This window comes from Variovorax sp. 770b2, assembly GCF_900115685.1.
In the GTDB taxonomy this organism is placed as follows: domain Bacteria; phylum Pseudomonadota; class Gammaproteobacteria; order Burkholderiales; family Burkholderiaceae_C; genus Variovorax.
The window spans coordinates 198,542-214,141 of sequence record NZ_FOXJ01000004.1 but is presented as its reverse complement, the minus strand read 5'-3'; the positions used below and the strand labels follow the sequence as shown (position 1 = coordinate 214,141).

Below are 15,600 nucleotides of genomic sequence, written 5' to 3'. Positions count from 1 at the left end.
CGCAAACCCGCATGGATACTGGGTTTTCAGCGGGAACGCATCTGGCTTCCGAGCGCGGCGAGCCACGCGAAGCTGGCGCTTGTGTTTTCGCTAGGAAAGTATTCGCAGCCGACCCATTCCTTCCATTCAAGCTGCTCTAAGGTCCGAAGGACCATTACAAAGTTGATCTCGCCTGTGCCTGGCTCATGGCGGCCAGGAACGTCAGCGATCTGAACGTGCGCCGCGTGGGGAAGGCTTTCTCGCAACCGCTCGATGAGGTTCCCCTCGCCGCGCTGCAAATGAAAGACGTCCAGCATGATCTTCAGGTTCTCGCGATCCAGCTGTTCGATGAGGTCGATGGCCTGGGATTGCCGGGTGAGCAGGAAGGTCGGCCGGTCGATCTCGTTGAGCGGCTCGATCATGAGGGTAAGGTTCCGGCGCGCGGCGACGGTGCAGGCGTCGTCGATGTTCCTCGCGAAGACGTCCCACGAGGCCTCCCTGGTCTTGTCTGGCGGCAGCGTGCCCGACATTGCGTGGATCCGCGGGCATCCGATGGCGGCCGCGTAGTCAGCGGCGACCTCCACCGACTCCAAAAACTCGGTTCTTCGTTTGGCATCGACAGCCAGTCCCCAATCGCCTTTTTCGACGTTGCCGGGCTGCGTGTTGATCATCACGCACTCGACATCGTGGCTTTCGAGTTCCGTGCGCAGAACCCTGGCATCCAGCTCGTAGGGAAACCAGATCTCGACACCCTTGAAGCCATGGGACGCGGCGGCTCCCACGCGCGACAGCAGCGGCAACTCCGTGAACAGCGTCGACAGGTTGGCGGAGAACTTCATGTGGGCTGCCGATCCGCCGCGAGGCAGTCCGGGTCGTTGCGCAGCACGCGGCGTGCAAAGTAGAGAAACGCCATGTCGATGACCTGGGGCTTCAGCAGGAAGTCGCGCGCTTCACGCGCCAGGTGATCCGGAACCGGACGGATGGTCCCCGCCGCGGACGCGCGCAACTGGTTTGACGCCTGATGCTCCATCCAGATGGCGAGGGTGGTCGCTTCGGCGATGCTTGTCCCGGCAGTCAGCAGGCCGTGGTGGGCCAGCAGCAGCGCCTTGCGTCCCGCCAGCGCCTTCGAGATGATCCGCCCCTCCTCGTCGGCAATCGGGAGGCCGGGCCATTCCTCCAGATAGCTGCAGTTGTCGTAGAACGCCGTGGCGTCCATGTTCGCGACGATCAGCGGCTGCCCGATCATCGCCAGCGTCTGGACGGCCGGCGGGTGCGTGTGGATGATGCATTTCACGTCGGGGTTGGCGCGATACACCCAGGTATGGAATCGCGTGGCCGGGTTGGGCAGCGAGCGGCCGTCCAGCGCCTCGAGCGCATCGTTGGTCACCATGAAGCCATCCGGCGTGGCTTCGTCGGCACCGATGCCGAACTTGAGCGTGTAGTAGGTGCCCGGCGCCTCGGCGCGCGCGGTGATCTGTCCCGCGATGCCGTTTGCCCAATGGCCTTCCGCTGCCAGCATGCGCGCGGCCAGGACGAGTTGCTCCAGCTCGGTGTAGGTGATCCCCGGGGCCTTGGCGCGCATCTCGCGGTAGTAGGCTTCCTTGATTTCCTGCTCCGAACGCTGTGTCTCTGTATTCATTTTTTCTGTGGTGGATGATGGGCCGCCCCAATGGAAGGCGGCGCCTGTGGATGTGATGGGTGGCGCGGCGGCGTCAGTCGATGCGAATGTTGAATTGCCGGATGACTTCGCCCCACCTTGCGTAGTCGGCGCGAAAGTAGTCCCTGAATTCGTTGCTCGTTCCGCCGCCTGGCTGTAGCCCGAGGTCGGCGAGCCGGGTCCTGATCTCGCTGGTCTGCAGGACACGGTTCATCTCGGTGTTCACGCGCTGGACGATGGCGTCGGGCGTTCCGCGCGGGGCGAAGAGACCATGCCAGTTGTCGCCTTCGAAACCCGGGAAGAACTCGGCCAGGGCGGGAACATCCGGAAGCTGCGGATTACGCGCCTTGCTGCCGATGGCCAGCGCCCGCACCTTGCCGCTCTTGATCAGCGGTATCGCCGTTGTCGTCGGCTCGAAGCCGATGGCGACCTGGCCGCCCATGAGGTCGGACAGGAAGGGCGACTTGTAGGGAATGTGCGTCAGCTTCACATCGGCAAGGCTGGCGAGCATCTCCATCAGGACGTGAGGCGCGGTGCCCACGCCGACCGAGGCGTAGTCGACGGAGGTCGGCTTGGCCCGCGCCAGGCTCAGCAGCTCCGGCAGCGTCTTGTAGGGCTGGGCCAGTCCGGCCAGCAGCACGAAGGAGAAGTTCGCCGTTCTCACGATGGGCGTGAAGTCCTGCAAGGCCTGGTAGGGCATCTTGGCGTACACGTGCGGGCTCATGCTCATCACCGACGTCACGCCCGCGAGAAGCGTGTAGCCGTCGGGGGCGCTTCGTGCCGCGTCCGCAGTGCCGATGAGGCCCGCCGCGCCGGGCTTGTTGTCGACGATCACCGCCTGTCCCAGCGATTTGCCCAACCCGTCACCCAGCAGTCGGGCCAGCGCGTCGACGGACATGCCGGCACCGAAAGGCACCACCACCCGGATCGACTTGGACGGCCATTCGTTCTGCGCGAATGCAAGCTGGGGCGCCGCGCCCGCGGCGGCGGTGAGCAAAGTGAACCTTCGGCGATTGATCTCGAACATGCCTTCTCTCCGGTTGCTGGCGAAATTGCCTTCACGAATACGGTGCGGTGAACGGGCAGATGTTGCCGTCGAATTTGCGCGAGTATTAAACACAGGGTGTCTACTAGTCAACAAGTTGACCAAAAACGATATTCTTCGTTTTGAAAGGTCCTCCGGTGGGAGGACGGTTGTCTGCAGCAAGGAGAACTGCTTTGGAAAATTCACGCAACGCAAGAGATGACGCAGCGCCGAAGGTCGCGGTCGTGACGGGCGCCGGGAGCGGCATCGGCAAGGCGGTGGCGCTTGCCATGCTGGAGGCCGGGTATCGCGTCGTGCTCGTGGGGCGCCGCGAGAACGCCCTGCAGGACGTCGCTTCCGAGTCGACGGCAGACGGGCGCGCGCTCGTCGTCCCGACGGATGTGACGGACGCCGATGCCGTCGGCCGGATGTTCGCCAGGGCCGTGTCGACGTGGGGCCGGGTCGATGTCCTTTTCAACAACGCCGGCATCTCCGCGCCATCGATCCCATGGCACGCCATGAGCGCGCGGCAATGGCGGGATGTCGTCGACGTGAACCTGAACGGCATGTTTTTCTGCCTGCAGCAGGCGTTCAGGGTGATGAAGGACCAGAGCCCCATGGGCGGGCGCATCATCAACAACGGCTCGATCGCCGCCCACGCGCCCCGGCCGAACGCGATCGCCTACACGGCGACCAAGCATGCGGTGAGCGGCATGACGAAGGCCGTCTCCCTGGACGGTCGGCCCTACGACATCGCCTGCGGGCAGATCGACATCGGCAATGCGGCCACCGACATGGCGGACGCCTTCGCGCAGGGCATCTTGCAGGCCAACGGCCAGGTGGCGAGCGAGCCGCTGATGGACGTGCGCATCGTCGCCAGGGCCGTGCTGCACATGGCCAGCCTGCCGCTGGAGGCGAACATCCTGTTCCAGACCATCCTCGCCACGAAGATGCCGTACATAGGCAGGGGCTAGCCCCTGCGCCGACCCACGCCGCTAAGTCGAGGACATCACGAGCAGCGCGCTGGCCTTGGCGCGGCCGACGCGGACGATCCGATGCGTGAGGTAGCCGGGGAAATGAATGCAGTCGCCTGCGCGGAGTCGCTCGACGCGATCCTGGAAATGGATGTCCACGCTGCCCGTGAGCACGTAGAGCAGCTCGTGGCCCTCGTGCTGCGCCTGGATCGGCCCGTCGGAAATTCCGGGGTAGAGGATGAACGCGCCGAAGCTGCTCGAGTGGGCATCCTGGAACAAGGTGGCGAACTCGTGCTGTTCGTCGGCGGTGAAGCGCGGATGCAGGTCCTGCCCGCGGTTCACGACGATCGCTTCCTCGTGGATCACCTCGCCCACCAAGTGCCCGATGCCGCAGTCGAGTGCGCGTGCCAGCTTGGAGATCATGGTCAGCGAAGGCGCCTTCAGGCCTCGCTCGATCCGCGACAGATGCGTCTTGTGGACGCCGACCAGTTCACCAAGGGCTTCGACGGTCAGTTGCTTGCTCTTGCGCAGGGCGCGGATGCGCAGTCCCAGCGCAGCGGGCGACAGCGGCGCGCTTTCGCCCTTGCTCTTTTTCGGTTTGCGGGATGAGCCGGGGGGAGGCGGGGTCGACGTTTCCAGATCCATGGCCTGATCTTGTCACAGTGCCTTCGGCGCGCTTCTTGCGTCTTTGATGTCCCGGAGCGGTTTCACATGGAAATTCGACAGTTGCGCTACTTTGTGGCGGTCGCCGACGACCTCAGCTTTCGTAGGGCCGCGGACAAGCTGCACGTGGCCCAGCCCGCGCTGAGCCGACAGATCCAGCAACTCGAGGCCCTGCTCGGCGTGCTGCTCATCGAGCGCGACAAGCGGCACGTGGCGCTCACGCCCGCGGGAGATGCCGTGCTGAAGCAGGCACGCACCGTCCTGACACAGATGCAGCAGTTGCCGCTGCTTGCGCAGCGTGCGGCCGCCGGCCACACCGGCCACTTGAGGGTGGGGTTCATCAGCCTGGTGGCCTACGAGTTTCTGCCCATGCTCGTGCGCGGCTTCCGGAGCGAATTTCCGAATGTCGACGTGAAGCTCAACGAGTTTCAGGTGCTCCAGCAATTCGAACCCTTGATGCGCGAAGACATCGACGTCGCGATCCTGCGGCTCCTGAAACCTGATGCAGCCATCGCGAGCTATGTGATTCAGCGGCAGAGATTCGTCGTGGCCCTGCCCAAGGGGCATCCGCTGTGCCAATGCGAATCCGTCGCCGTCGGCGATCTGGCGCGGGAAGAATTCGTCTCGTTGCCGGCGGGTCCGGGCAGGACCTTCGGCGGACTCACGCTGAAATTCTGCAGGGATGCCGGCTTCGAGCCCAAGGCCATGCACGATGTCGGCGACTCGCAGGCCATGATGGGGATGGTGGGCGCGGGCGTGGGTGTCGCCATCGTGCCCGAAGCCATCCGGCATCTGCACACGGACGGTGTCGAATACCGCCCGTTGAGCGACCTCGAGGAGCGCGCCGAGATCGCGATCGCCTGGCGGGCGCGCGACACCAATCCCCTTGTCAGCGGCTTCGTCGGCGCCGCGCGCCGCATCTTTCCCGCGCAGTGCGTCGCGGTGCCCTGATGCCGCGGCGGCATCACGGCCGCCTCCATAGGTATTGGTTGAGAAGCGCGATGCCTCGCACACTGGCTGCATGTCGCGCGGCGGCATCGCCGGACGGCACCCGTTCACCCGCAAGCAGGAGCACACCCATGCAATCTCCCCTCGATGCACGCATCCTTTCATCAGGGAGCCGCCGCCGCTTCCTCGGCGGCGTCGCCGGCGCGTCGATCTCGCCGTTCCTTCCGCTGGGCACGGCCTTCGCGCAATCGGCGAAGCTGGGCGCCGCAGACTATGGCGTGGCGAGCATCGATCCGCTCTACTCGATGGTCTACGTCGCCGCGAAGAAAGGGTACTTCGCCGAGGCCGGCCTCGATGCCCGGCCGTTGAACGCGCAGAGCGGACCGCGCGCCAAGCAGATGCTCGCCGCCGGGCAATTGTTCGCGGCGACTTCCGGCGTCAACGATCCGGTCTCGCTCACCATCGCCGGCAAGCAGGCGGTGCTGGTCGCGGGCTTCGACAACCGGATCGCCTTCGCCAACATCCTCACCACGAAGAAGCTGTACGACGCCGGCCTCAAGGACGTCAAGTCGCTGGCGGGGCGTTCGATCGGCGTGACCCAGCCCCAATCGGCCACATGGCTCATGGCCGTCTACCTGGCGGATCGCGCGGGCATCAAGGACAAGGTGCAGGTCCGGCCGCTCGGCGATTTCTCGACCATGCTCGGCGCCGTCAAGAGCGGCTCCGTCGACTGCTGCACGGCCACGTACTCGATGCTCAACAAGGCGAAGGAGGAAGGCTGGGGCGTTCCCCTGTTCGACGTGACCGACGACGCCACCTGGAACTCCGCATTCGGCGGCGATGTGCCGGGCGTCGGCGTCTACGTGATGCAGGACAGCATCGACAAGCGCCCCGAGGCCGTGCAGGCGCTGGTGACGGGCATCGTCAAGGCATCGGATTTCATTCGCCAGACCTCGCCGTCCGACATCGTCGCGCTGATCGGCGGGCAGTACCTGCAGGGCTACGGCAAGCAGCTCTCTATTGATTCCGTGTCGGTATTCAAGAAGATCTGGAGCGCCGACAACCTCATCACGCCGCAGCACTACGCGCGCCTGATGGACGTGATGGGAGGGCGGCAGATCACGCCGGAGGAGATGAAGCAGGTTCCCTACGAGAAGATGGTGAACATGAGCTTCGTCAAGCGCGCAAGGAAGCTCGCATGATCGACATCCGGCATGTGAGCAAGGCCTATCTGAGTTCGACACGCGAGACCTGGGCGATCGGGGATGTCTCGTTCTCCGTGGCCAAGGGAGAGTTCGTGTCAGTCGTGGGACCCAGCGGCTGCGGAAAAAGCACGCTGCTGAACATGATGGGCAGCTTCATGGCCCCAAGCGCGGGAACGATCGAGATCGGCGGCCGCGCCGTGCGGCACGGAACGATCCCCGACAAGCTGGGCTACATCTTCCAGAAGGACACGGTGCTGCCCTGGTACACCGTGGGCCGCAACATCGCGCTCGGCCTGAAGTTTCGCGGCCTTCCGGAGCGCGACATCCGCGAGACGGTCGGCAGGCTGCTGGGGCTCGCGAATCTGGCGGGGTGCGAAGACATGCTTCCTCACCAGCTGTCGGGCGGCATGCGGCAGCGGGTTGCGCTCTTGATGACGCTCGCGTGCGAGCCCGAGGTGTTGCTGCTCGATGAGCCCTTCGGCGCGCTCGACAGCAACACCAAGATGACGCTGCATCGGGAACTGCTGGAGATCTGGCAGAAGCTGGGACAGACGGTCGTGATGGTGACGCACGACCTGGACGAAGCGGTGACGCTGTCCGATCGCGTGATCGTCCTGTCGGCGCCACCCAGCCGCGTGGTGCTCGACCATCGCGTCGATCTTCCCCGGCCGAGGGACGTGTTCGCGCTGCGGGACTCCGACGACTTCGGCCAGAACGTGCGTGCCATCTGGGCCGTGCTGGGGCGCGAATTCCAGGCGGCTCAAGCGCGTGCGAAGGGGGCAGAAAATGTCGCCTGAACCCGGTGCTGCCGGCGCGTTGAAAGGCGCTCACGACGATGCCGCCGCCATGCGCATCCGGGACTTCGCGGCCGCCTCGCGCAAGGCCGCACGCAAGGATGCGCTGCTGGTACTCGGCTGGCAGGTCGCGATCTTTGCCGGGTTCCTGGGATTGTGGGAAGGGCTGACCCGCGTGCCCTGGTTCGTGAGCAACACCTTCCTGGACCCGTTCTTCATCAGCCGGCCTTCGCTGGTCGCGCAGCGGATCTACGAATGGACGCTGGGGAGCCAGGCGGGATTCATCTGGCCGCACCTGGCATCCACGGTGCTGGCCACGGCGATCGGTCTTGTCGTCTCGGTCGTCACGGGGTTCGTCGCGGGACTGGGGCTGTCGCAAAGCCCGAGGCTCGCGCGCGTGCTGGCGCCGTTTATCACCGGCGCCAACTCTCTGCCCCGGATCGCCTTCGTCCCGCTGATCACCATGATCTTCGGATTGGGGCTGGTGTCGAAGGTGGTGACGGCCTGGTTCATCGTCTTCTTCCTGGTCTTCTTCAACACCTTCAAGGGCGGCCAGAGCATCGAGCCGCATGTGATCAATTTCTGCCGGACGCTGGGCGCATCCCGCTCGAACCTGCTCTGGAACGTGCGCATTCCGTTCGTGCTGGGCTGGATGTTTGCCGCACTGCCCAACGCTGTGGCTTTCTCGCTGATCGGGGTCGTGATCTCGGAGTTCGTGGGCTCGGACAAGGGGATGGGCTATCTGATCATCACGTCCCTGTCGACACTGAACGCCACCGACATGTTCGCCACCATCACGATCCTTTCAGCACTGGGCATCGTGCTCGTCTCCGCCATTCGCCATGTCGAAGGCCGGATGATGAAGTGGTCCCCCGAGTTTCGCGACGCGCACTGAACGGTGCCGCAACTTCACTTTTTCGAAGGAGATATTCCATGAACGCCATCGCCAAGAAGCCGCACAAGCTGGAACCCACGATCGGGGGATCGGTCTACGTGCAACCGGGCAGCCTGGAGTGGAAGCCGACGCGCTTCGACAAGGTCATGATCAAGGTCCTGTACGAAAACCTCGAAGAGGGCGAGATGACGTGTCTTCTCAAGCTGGACCCGGGGGCGTACATCCCTTTTCACAAGCACCCGGAGCTGGAGCAGACCCTGGTGCTCGAGGGTTCCGTCGAAGACCATGACGGCAAGGCCGGGGCCGGCGACTACATCTGGCGCAAGCCCGGATCCTTTCACGACAACAGCTCGCAGACCGGTGCCGTCGTGTTCGCTGTCTACCGCAAACCCAACATCTTTTTTCACGCAGCATCCGGAGAGACCAAGGGCTTTTGACAGCGACATGTCGTTGTTGGACCTCTTGGTCGAGGTTCACTTTCTTGGTCGTTTCGTGGCGATGCGGAGGAAATAGCGCTACGGGAGAAGGCCTGAATTCTTGACTGATTCAACAGAGGCACCGACAGCGGCAACGGATGCTGGGCTGGGCTGGGGATTTGCTCGACAGGCAACACAAGCGGTTCCAGCGAAATGCCATTGGGTGCGCGTATTCAGCCTCGGCCGGCTTGGGCAATCGGAACAGCCGACGTCGACGCGATACTTTCTGCAGGGCGAGCAGCCAAGGTGTCAACACGAGATTTTTCCGACTTCATCGCTCTACAGGTAGAGGAAATATAGACACCCGCCCAACCAAACGACGTCGAGCGAAATACCCGCCACGTTTCGAGCGCATCCCGCGCCTGACCAGCAAGTTCGAGGACGTCAGCAACCAAGAAAGTCGATCGCGCATTGGGCGGAAAACCTTCAACGTTCGGATTCCCACAAGCACATGGAACGTGTGAATCGGCTTAATGATGCCTGGCTGCAGCAGCCCTCGGATCTTCAACTCAGGAAGACGCGGGCCGAAACCCCGGTAGCGCGTGCATGCGCGCACGCAGTGCCTCGATGAACGCCGTGACGCGCGCCGGCCGGTACAGCCCCGGCGGTAGCGCCACGGAGATGCCGATCGGTTCCAGCCACCAGTTCGGCAGCACGCGCTTGAGCCGCCCGGCCTGCATGTCTTCGTGGCACATCCAGGGCGCGGCGGCGCCGATGCCCGCGCCGTTGAGCACCGCGCGGTAGCTCGCGAGCAGGTTGTCGGTGCGCGTCGGCGTGTCGAGCGCCACGATGCGCGAGTGCCCACCGCGGTCAATCAGGCGCACATTGCCCGTCACATACGGCACCAGTCCGACGCAGGGCAGCTGCGGCAGCCGAGCCAGCGTGACGGGGCCGATGCGCTTGAGCAACTCGGGCGTGGCGATCAGCACGCGCTCCATGCGCCCCAGCGGCCGGCTGACCAAGGCCGGGTCGCGCACCTCGCCCACGCACACCCAGCATTCGGCGCCGGAGGCTGCGAGATCGACCACGCGGTCGGTCAGCGTGAGTTCCACCCGCACCTGCGGATGCGCGGCGCGCAGGTCGGTCACCGCGTCGGTCAGGAAGCCGGTGCCATAGCCCGATGGACCGATCACGCGCAGCGTTCCCTCGGGCCGGCTCTGTCCGCCCAGTAGCCGCTGCGACAGGCCCGACCAGCGATCGGTCAGGTCGTGCGCCTCGGCCAGCAGCGAGCGACCCTCGTCGGTGAGCGAGAAGTTGGCGGTGTTGCGGATCGCCAGTTTGCAGCCCAGCAGGCGCTCCAGCTCCAGCAGGCGGCGGCTCACCGTGGGCTGCGTGGTGCCCAGCAGCCGGGCCGCCTTGCTGAGCGATCCGCTCTCGCCGATCTTGATGAAGGTGCCGAGCAGGTCGAGTCGATCGTGGGTGTTCTTCATGCGGCAGACGTATATCACTTCATCGCTCCATACGTCTACCCATATCGCGCGGTCGTGCCTATCGTCGGGGCCGTTCAAGACATGCGAATGGAAATTCCCCGATGAGCGCTACGATCGAAGACACCGCCCGCACCGTGGGCGACACGCCGCAGGGCGGCTCCGTGCTCGGCTTCTATGCCGCCAAGGGCACGCCCCGGCCGCCGCGCATCGCGCGCGGCGAAGGCATCTACCTGTGGGACGCCGGCGGACGCCGCTTCCTCGACGCGACGGCCGGCGCGGTGGTCGCCAACATCGGCCATGGCAATCCGCGCGTGCTGGCGGCCATGCAGGCGCAGGCGGCGCAGGTGACTTTCGCCTACCCGCGCTTCTTCGAGAGCGAGCACAGCATCGAGCTGGCGGACCGCGTGTGCAAGCTGGCCGGCGAGGGCTTCGACCGTGCCTTCTTCGTCTCGGGTGGCTCGGAGGCCAACGAATCGGCCCTCAAGCTGGCGCGGCAGTACGCCGTGGTCACCGGCCAGCCGCGCCGCGCCAAGGTCATCTCGCGCAACCCCAGCTACCACGGCTCCACCTTGGGCGCGCTGGCAGTGACGGGCGACGCGCACACGCAATCCCTCTACGGCCCGATGGTGCGCGAGATGCCGAAGGTGCCCGCGCCGCTGTCGTACCGCGTGCCCGACGGCCACACCGCCGGGTCGCATGCCATGGCCTGCACAGACGAGCTCGAAGCCGCCATCGTGCGGGAGGGGCCTGACACCGTGCTGGCCTTCATCCTGGAGCCCATCGGCGGGCTGTCGACCGGCGCGGTGGTGTCGGGCGCAGCCTACTTCGAGCGCGTGCGCCAGATCTGCGACCGCCACGGCGTGCTGCTGATCTACGACGAGATCATGAGCGGCGCGGGCCGCACCGGCGCCTTCCTGGCGGCGCACCACTGGGCCGGCGCGCGGCCCGACATCGTCACGCTGGCCAAGGGGCTGGCCGCGGGCTACACACCCCTGGGCGCCATGCTCGCGCCCAACCGCATCGTCGACGCCATCGCCGACAGCGGCGGCTTCGTGCACGGCCACACCTACTTCACCAACCCGCTGTCGTGCGCGGTGGCCAACGCGGTGGTGGGCGAGGTGATCGCGCAGGACCTGGTGACCCGCGCGCGCGACATGGGCGAGCTGCTGATGGCCCGCCTGCGCGAGGTGGCCGAGCGCTCGCCCATCGTGGGCGACGTGCGCGGCAAGGGGCTCTTCACCGCCATCGAGATCGTGGCCGACAAGGCCACGAAGCGGCAGTTGCCGGCCAGCTTCAACGCGCCGGCGCGGCTCACCGAGCACGGACTGAAGCACGGCATTGCGCTGTACAACCGGCGCGCCAACCTGGGTGCCTTCGGCGACTTCCAGATGATCACGCCGCCGTTGACCATCACGTCCGCGGAGATCGACGAGCTGGTCGATCTGCTGGAGCGTTCGCTGCGCGACCTGGCCGACGAGATCGCGGCCGCGGGCCTGGCCGTTTCGGCGTGATGCGGGACGCCCACATGCCGCAGACCCTGCCGCCCCACCGCAGCCTGCACGTGCCCGGCGTGCACGGCTACACCGACCGCAAGAGCGTGGCCGCCGGCGAGGTGGTGCGCTTCCATCTGAGCAGCGACGTGCCCTACGCGCTCTCGGTGTGCCAGCTCGGCCCCGACGTCGATGGCCGTTCGGCCGACACCGTGTTGCATGCCTTTGAGCCCTCGCCCGCGCGAGCGCAGCCGATCCATCCGGGCTCCTACGTGCAGGTGGCGCGCGGACTCGACCAGCCACTGCATGCGCTCACGCTGGAGTGTTGGGTGCAGGTGTGGAGCATCGGCGCGCGCCAGAGCATCATCGGCCAGTACGACCTGCCGGGCGCCTGCGGCTACGGACTCTTCGTCGACGAAGACGGGCGTGCGGTCTTCTATCTCGGTGACGGCGGCGCGCTCCGCGCGCAAGGCGAGCTCGCGGGCGGCGCGCTGCGCCCCAAGTGCTGGCACCACATCGTCGCCACATGGGACGGGCGCGAGACGGTGCTCTGGATCGACGGCGAAGCGGCTGCGCGCGGCAAGTGGAGCGGCGCCATGCAACCGGGCCGCGCCCCGCTGCGCCTGGGCGCCAGCGGCATCGACGGCCTGGCGGATGCGTTCCTCGAAGGCGACATCGTCATGCCCGCGATCTACGCGCATGCGTTGTCGCCCGACGAAGTGCGCGCGCGTTTCGCCGACCGCGGCCTGCACACACCGCGCGGGCGCACCGTGCTGGCCTGCTGGCCGCTGCGGGAGGAGCGCGGCGACACGGTGGCCGATGCCAGCGGCCACCAGCGCACCGGCCGCATCGTCAACCACGGCACCTGGATGATCGTCGGCCCGGCCTTCGAGCCCAGGCGCGTGAACGAGTTTTCCGACGACGGCTACGACCCGCTGGCCGACCCCACGCGCGGCCACGGCTTGCGTTTGGCGAGCGACGATCTCTACGACTGCCGCTGGCCCGAGAGCCATGCCTTTCGCATTCCCGCGAATGCTCGGTCAGGTGTCTACGTGGGCCGCGTGCGGTTCCTGCTCGACGGCCGGCCCGCCGACTACGACATCACCTTCATCGTGCGCCGCGCCGCGCACCGAGCACCCGCGCCGGTGCTGGTGCTGTGCGCCACCAACAGCTGGCTGGCCTATGCGAGCACGCCGTTCGCGAAGAACGTGGCGAGCGACCCGGTCTGGCCGCGGCGTTCGGCCGGCCTGGAGAACAGCCATCCCGATGCGCCCGCCTACAGCAGCTACACCTATCACCGCGGCGGCCAGCCGAGCTACCAGGTCGGGCTTCGCATGCCGTGGCCCAACGCCAGCCCCAATGCGCTGTACGACCCGGCCGATGCGGGTTTTTGCCAGTGGACCCGGCTGGAACGGCGCCTGCACGTGTGGCTCGAGCAGGCCGGCTACGACTACGACGTGGTGAGCGACCTCGACCTGCACCGCGACCCGGGCCTGCTGAAGGCCTACAGGACCGTGATCGTCAACGGCCACAGCGAGTACTGGTCGCTGCCGGCCTGCGACGGGCTCGACGACTATCTGTCCAACGGCGGCACGGCCGTGGTGTTGTCGGGCAACACCATGTACCTGCGCGTGAGCTACAACGAAGAGGGCACGGTGATGGAGCAGCGCAAGGTGCTCGGGCCGAACGACGAAGACAGCGAGGAGGCCGCCAAGGTCCGCCCGCCCGCCGGTCCCTACGGCGAGCAGTACCACGCGCAGGACTGGGCGCGCGGCGGCCAGTTCCGCCAGGCCGGGCGGTCGTGCGCCGAGCTTATCGGGCTGGAGTCCGCGGGCTGGGCCTTTGCCGACGGCGACGACTTCGGCGTGTACCACGCGACGCTGCCCGATCACTTCCTGTTCACGCAGCCGCACGCGCTGGGGCTGGCCGAGGGTACGACCTTCGGCCATGCGCCGGGCGGCGGTCTGCCGCGTGCCATCGGTCACGAGTGGGACCTGAGCGTGACCACGCTGCGCCGCATGACGCATGCGTTGCCGGCCGGTGAGCGCCTACCCGAACCGCAACAGGGCATAGAGGTCATCGCCCAGGGGCGCCGGGCCCGGTCGGGCCGCCTCGATGCGTACCTGGACTACTTCTCGAGCGTGACCGAGTCGCTGGACGGGCTCTCGGCCGAGATGATCTATTGGGAGCGCCCGCAGGGTGGCCGCGTGTTCAACGCCGGTGCCGTCGGTGCCAGCTGGGTGCTCGGCGTCGATCCCTGTTTCGAAGGGGTGCTGCGCAACGTGCTGCATCACTTCGGGGTCCGGCCCGCCGCGGGCGCGGACCGTCCGGTTCAACCATCCCTGGAGCATGCAGCACCATGAGCACACTCGCCCCACGCACCGCCACCCCGTCCGAGCCCGCCGAGCCCACGGTGACGCGGCAGAGCACCGTGCGCGTCATCACCGCCATCTCCATCGGCAACGCGCTGGAGTGGTTCGAGATCGTGATCTACGGCTTTCTCGCCGTGACCATCTCCAAGCTGTTCTTTCCGGCCGAGAACGAGTCCGTGTCGCTGCTCATCACGCTGGGCACCTTCGGCGTGACCTTCGTGATGCGCCCGGTCGGCTCGCTGGTGCTCGGCGCGTACGCCGATGCGCGGGGGCGCAAGAACGCCTTGACGCTGTCGATGGCGATCATGCTGTGCGGCACGCTGCTGATCGCGGTGTCGCCGACCTATGCGCAGATCGGGCTGTGGGCGCCCGTGCTCATCATCGCCGCGCGGCTGCTGCAGGGCTTTGCCGCGGGCGGCGAGTTCGGCAGCGCCACCGCGCTGCTGGCCGAGCAGGACCCCCGGCGCCGCGGCTTCTTCGCGAGCTGGCAATTCGCGAGCCAGGGTATCACCACCTTCCTGGCGGCCGGCTTCGGCATGGGGCTGAACGCACTGCTCACGCCCGAGCAGCTGCTGGCGTGGGGCTGGCGCATTCCGTTCTTCTTCGGCCTGCTGATCGGGCCGGCCGGCCTCTACATCCGCCGCCACCTGGACGAAGGCCTGGAGTTCAAGCGCGCGGCGCAGGAGGCATCGCCCGTGCGCACCACGCTGGTCGACCAGCGGGGGCGCACGCTCACCGCGATGGGCCTCATCATCCTGGCGACCGTAGTGGCCTACACGGGCCTGTTCATGCCCACCTTCGCGGTGCGCCAGCTGGGCCTGCCGGCCTCGATGGCGTTCGCGGGCACCTTCTGGTTCGGCGTGCTGCAGTTCGCGTTGGTGCCGGTGTTCGGCGGCCTGTCGGACCGGGTGGGGCGCGTGGCCATCATGCGCGGCGCGGCGCTGGTCATGGGGGTGATGATCGTGCCGTTGTTCTACCTGCTGGTGAACCATCCGTCGGTGCCGATGCTGATGGTGGCGCTCACCGCCATGGGCGTGGTGGCCTCGGCCTACTGGGGGCCAATCTCGGCGGCGATGTCGGAGCTGTTCCCGGCGGCCACGCGCGGCACCGGTCTGTCGGTGAGCTACAGCCTGGGCGTGGCGATCTTCGGCGGCTTTGCGCCTTTCATCAGCGCCTGGCTCATCACGGCCACGGGCAGCAAGATCGCGCCGTCGTTCTACGTGGCCTTCGGCGTGTTGGTGAGCTTGGCGGCGCTGCGGCCGGCCCGGCGGTACGGGGTGAAGTGAGAGCGCGGACCGCAGTTTTCTCCAAGTCCTGTGGGACGTGCAAAGCCTGCGTTGCGCCTATCCCAATTTGCGGCAAAACCGGCTCTGTAGGCGTTCGCTCCTATTGAATTGGAAGCATCTGAGCGAAGAACGAGATGAGCAGCGCGCTGTTGGTTGCCGCCGAAAATTGACCCTCTAGTGAGGTCAGAGATCAGCGGAACTCAACAGCATCGACTGGATCACCTCGTTTAATGCACTCACGTTGCCCTCTTTCGTGTAGACCACGAACCATACCAACTAAGAGCTATTGCCTGAAAGCAAAAAAGCCGCGACGGTTTCGCTGCGGCTTTTGATAGTAGCTTCGACAGTTCAAGCGTGATGAAGCTAAAAAGCTTTTATTAATCAACAGCTTGCAAGCATTTTGGCGG

The 15,600-nt window shown here is 66.2% G+C and carries 14 protein-coding genes; 9 read left to right on the top strand and 5 right to left on the bottom strand.

Going from position 1 to position 15,600, the window contains the following annotated elements; all coding sequences use genetic code 11:
- Positions 1–26: 26 nt before the first annotated feature.
- The 3 genes from BM133_RS22735 to BM133_RS22725 all read right to left on the bottom strand — a co-directional run bounded on the left by BM133_RS22735 (position 27) and on the right by BM133_RS22725 (position 2,663).
- Positions 27–818, bottom strand: a complete 792-nt coding sequence (locus tag BM133_RS22735) for a hydroxypyruvate isomerase family protein (RefSeq protein WP_093438731.1) — start codon at positions 816–818, stop codon at positions 27–29.
- Positions 815–1,618 (bottom strand): aldolase, encoded by an 804-nt coding sequence (locus BM133_RS22730; RefSeq protein ID WP_093438728.1) that lies wholly within the window; start codon positions 1,616–1,618, stop codon positions 815–817. Before BM133_RS22730 ends, BM133_RS22735 begins: the two co-directional genes overlap by 4 nt.
- A gap of 73 nt (positions 1,619–1,691) precedes the next feature.
- Positions 1,692–2,663, bottom strand: coding sequence for a Bug family tripartite tricarboxylate transporter substrate binding protein (locus BM133_RS22725; protein WP_093438725.1), 972 nt, complete (start codon positions 2,661–2,663; stop codon positions 1,692–1,694).
- A 191-nt stretch (positions 2,664–2,854) separates the two neighbouring features.
- Here BM133_RS22725 and BM133_RS22720 point away from each other — a divergent pair, with 191 nt between their 5' ends.
- A complete protein-coding gene (locus tag BM133_RS22720) occupies positions 2,855–3,634 on the top strand; it encodes an SDR family oxidoreductase (protein WP_093438722.1) in 780 nt (259 codons plus the stop codon).
- A 21-nt stretch (positions 3,635–3,655) separates the two neighbouring features.
- Here the strand turns inward: BM133_RS22720 and BM133_RS22715 are convergent, their stop codons facing one another.
- The gene (locus tag BM133_RS22715; RefSeq protein WP_093438719.1) at positions 3,656–4,279 is read right to left on the bottom strand and encodes a helix-turn-helix domain-containing protein; all 624 of its coding nucleotides are present in this window, start codon (positions 4,277–4,279) and stop codon (positions 3,656–3,658) included.
- Positions 4,280–4,345: 66 nt separating this feature from the next.
- Here BM133_RS22715 and BM133_RS22710 point away from each other — a divergent pair, with 66 nt between their 5' ends.
- The 5 genes from BM133_RS22710 (at position 4,346) to BM133_RS22690 (ending at position 8,576) form a co-directional block, all read left to right on the top strand.
- Positions 4,346–5,248 carry a LysR family transcriptional regulator gene (locus BM133_RS22710; RefSeq protein WP_093438716.1) on the top strand — a complete coding sequence of 301 codons (903 nt, stop codon included), beginning with the start codon at positions 4,346–4,348 and terminating at the stop codon, positions 5,246–5,248.
- 128 nt (positions 5,249–5,376) lie between these two features.
- A complete protein-coding gene (locus tag BM133_RS22705) occupies positions 5,377–6,447 on the top strand; it encodes an ABC transporter substrate-binding protein (protein ID WP_093438713.1) in 1,071 nt (356 codons plus the stop codon).
- Positions 6,444–7,247, top strand: a complete 804-nt coding sequence (locus BM133_RS22700) for an ABC transporter ATP-binding protein (protein ID WP_093438710.1) — start codon at positions 6,444–6,446, stop codon at positions 7,245–7,247. Before BM133_RS22705 ends, BM133_RS22700 begins: the two co-directional genes overlap by 4 nt.
- Positions 7,248–7,296: 49 nt before the next feature.
- Positions 7,297–8,139: an ABC transporter permease gene (locus BM133_RS22695; RefSeq protein ID WP_093439367.1), complete on the top strand. Its 843-nt coding sequence runs from the start codon at positions 7,297–7,299 to the stop codon at positions 8,137–8,139.
- Between the two features lie 38 nt (positions 8,140–8,177).
- Positions 8,178–8,576 (top strand): cupin domain-containing protein, encoded by a 399-nt coding sequence (locus BM133_RS22690; RefSeq protein WP_093438707.1) that lies wholly within the window; start codon positions 8,178–8,180, stop codon positions 8,574–8,576.
- A gap of 548 nt (positions 8,577–9,124) precedes the next feature.
- Here the strand turns inward: BM133_RS22690 and BM133_RS22685 are convergent.
- A complete protein-coding gene (locus BM133_RS22685) occupies positions 9,125–10,045 on the bottom strand; it encodes a LysR family transcriptional regulator (RefSeq protein ID WP_093438704.1) in 921 nt (306 codons plus the stop codon).
- Positions 10,046–10,146: 101 nt separating this feature from the next.
- Here BM133_RS22685 and BM133_RS22680 point away from each other — a divergent pair, with 101 nt between their 5' ends.
- Genes BM133_RS22680 through BM133_RS22670 form a run of 3 tightly spaced genes read left to right on the top strand, consistent with a single transcriptional unit; the run spans position 10,147 to position 15,193 of the window.
- A complete protein-coding gene (locus tag BM133_RS22680) occupies positions 10,147–11,556 on the top strand; it encodes an aminotransferase family protein (RefSeq protein WP_093438702.1) in 1,410 nt (469 codons plus the stop codon).
- A 14-nt stretch (positions 11,557–11,570) separates the two neighbouring features.
- Positions 11,571–13,898, top strand: a complete 2,328-nt coding sequence (locus BM133_RS22675; RefSeq protein ID WP_093438699.1) for a LamG domain-containing protein — start codon at positions 11,571–11,573, stop codon at positions 13,896–13,898.
- The gene (locus tag BM133_RS22670) at positions 13,895–15,193 is read left to right on the top strand and encodes an MFS transporter (protein WP_093438697.1); all 1,299 of its coding nucleotides are present in this window, start codon (positions 13,895–13,897) and stop codon (positions 15,191–15,193) included. Before BM133_RS22675 ends, BM133_RS22670 begins: the two co-directional genes overlap by 4 nt.
- Positions 15,194–15,600: the final 407 nt, after the last annotated feature.

Coding starts and splice junctions, on each gene's coding strand:
- BM133_RS22735 (WP_093438731.1), bottom strand. CDS start 818: ATGAAGTTCTCCGCCAACCTGTCGACGCTGTTCACGGAGTTGCCGCTG.
- BM133_RS22730 (WP_093438728.1), bottom strand. CDS start 1,618: ATGAATACAGAGACACAGCGTTCGGAGCAGGAAATCAAGGAAGCCTAC.
- BM133_RS22725 (WP_093438725.1), bottom strand. CDS start 2,663: ATGTTCGAGATCAATCGCCGAAGGTTCACTTTGCTCACCGCCGCCGCG.
- BM133_RS22715 (WP_093438719.1), bottom strand. CDS start 4,279: ATGGATCTGGAAACGTCGACCCCGCCTCCCCCCGGCTCATCCCGCAAA.
- BM133_RS22710 (WP_093438716.1), top strand. CDS start 4,346: ATGGAAATTCGACAGTTGCGCTACTTTGTGGCGGTCGCCGACGACCTC.
- BM133_RS22705 (WP_093438713.1), top strand. CDS start 5,377: ATGCAATCTCCCCTCGATGCACGCATCCTTTCATCAGGGAGCCGCCGC.
- BM133_RS22700 (WP_093438710.1), top strand. CDS start 6,444: ATGATCGACATCCGGCATGTGAGCAAGGCCTATCTGAGTTCGACACGC.
- BM133_RS22695 (WP_093439367.1), top strand. CDS start 7,297: ATGCGCATCCGGGACTTCGCGGCCGCCTCGCGCAAGGCCGCACGCAAG.
- BM133_RS22690 (WP_093438707.1), top strand. CDS start 8,178: ATGAACGCCATCGCCAAGAAGCCGCACAAGCTGGAACCCACGATCGGG.
- BM133_RS22685 (WP_093438704.1), bottom strand. CDS start 10,045: ATGAAGAACACCCACGATCGACTCGACCTGCTCGGCACCTTCATCAAG.
- BM133_RS22680 (WP_093438702.1), top strand. CDS start 10,147: ATGAGCGCTACGATCGAAGACACCGCCCGCACCGTGGGCGACACGCCG.
- BM133_RS22675 (WP_093438699.1), top strand. CDS start 11,571: ATGCCGCAGACCCTGCCGCCCCACCGCAGCCTGCACGTGCCCGGCGTG.
- BM133_RS22670 (WP_093438697.1), top strand. CDS start 13,895: ATGAGCACACTCGCCCCACGCACCGCCACCCCGTCCGAGCCCGCCGAG.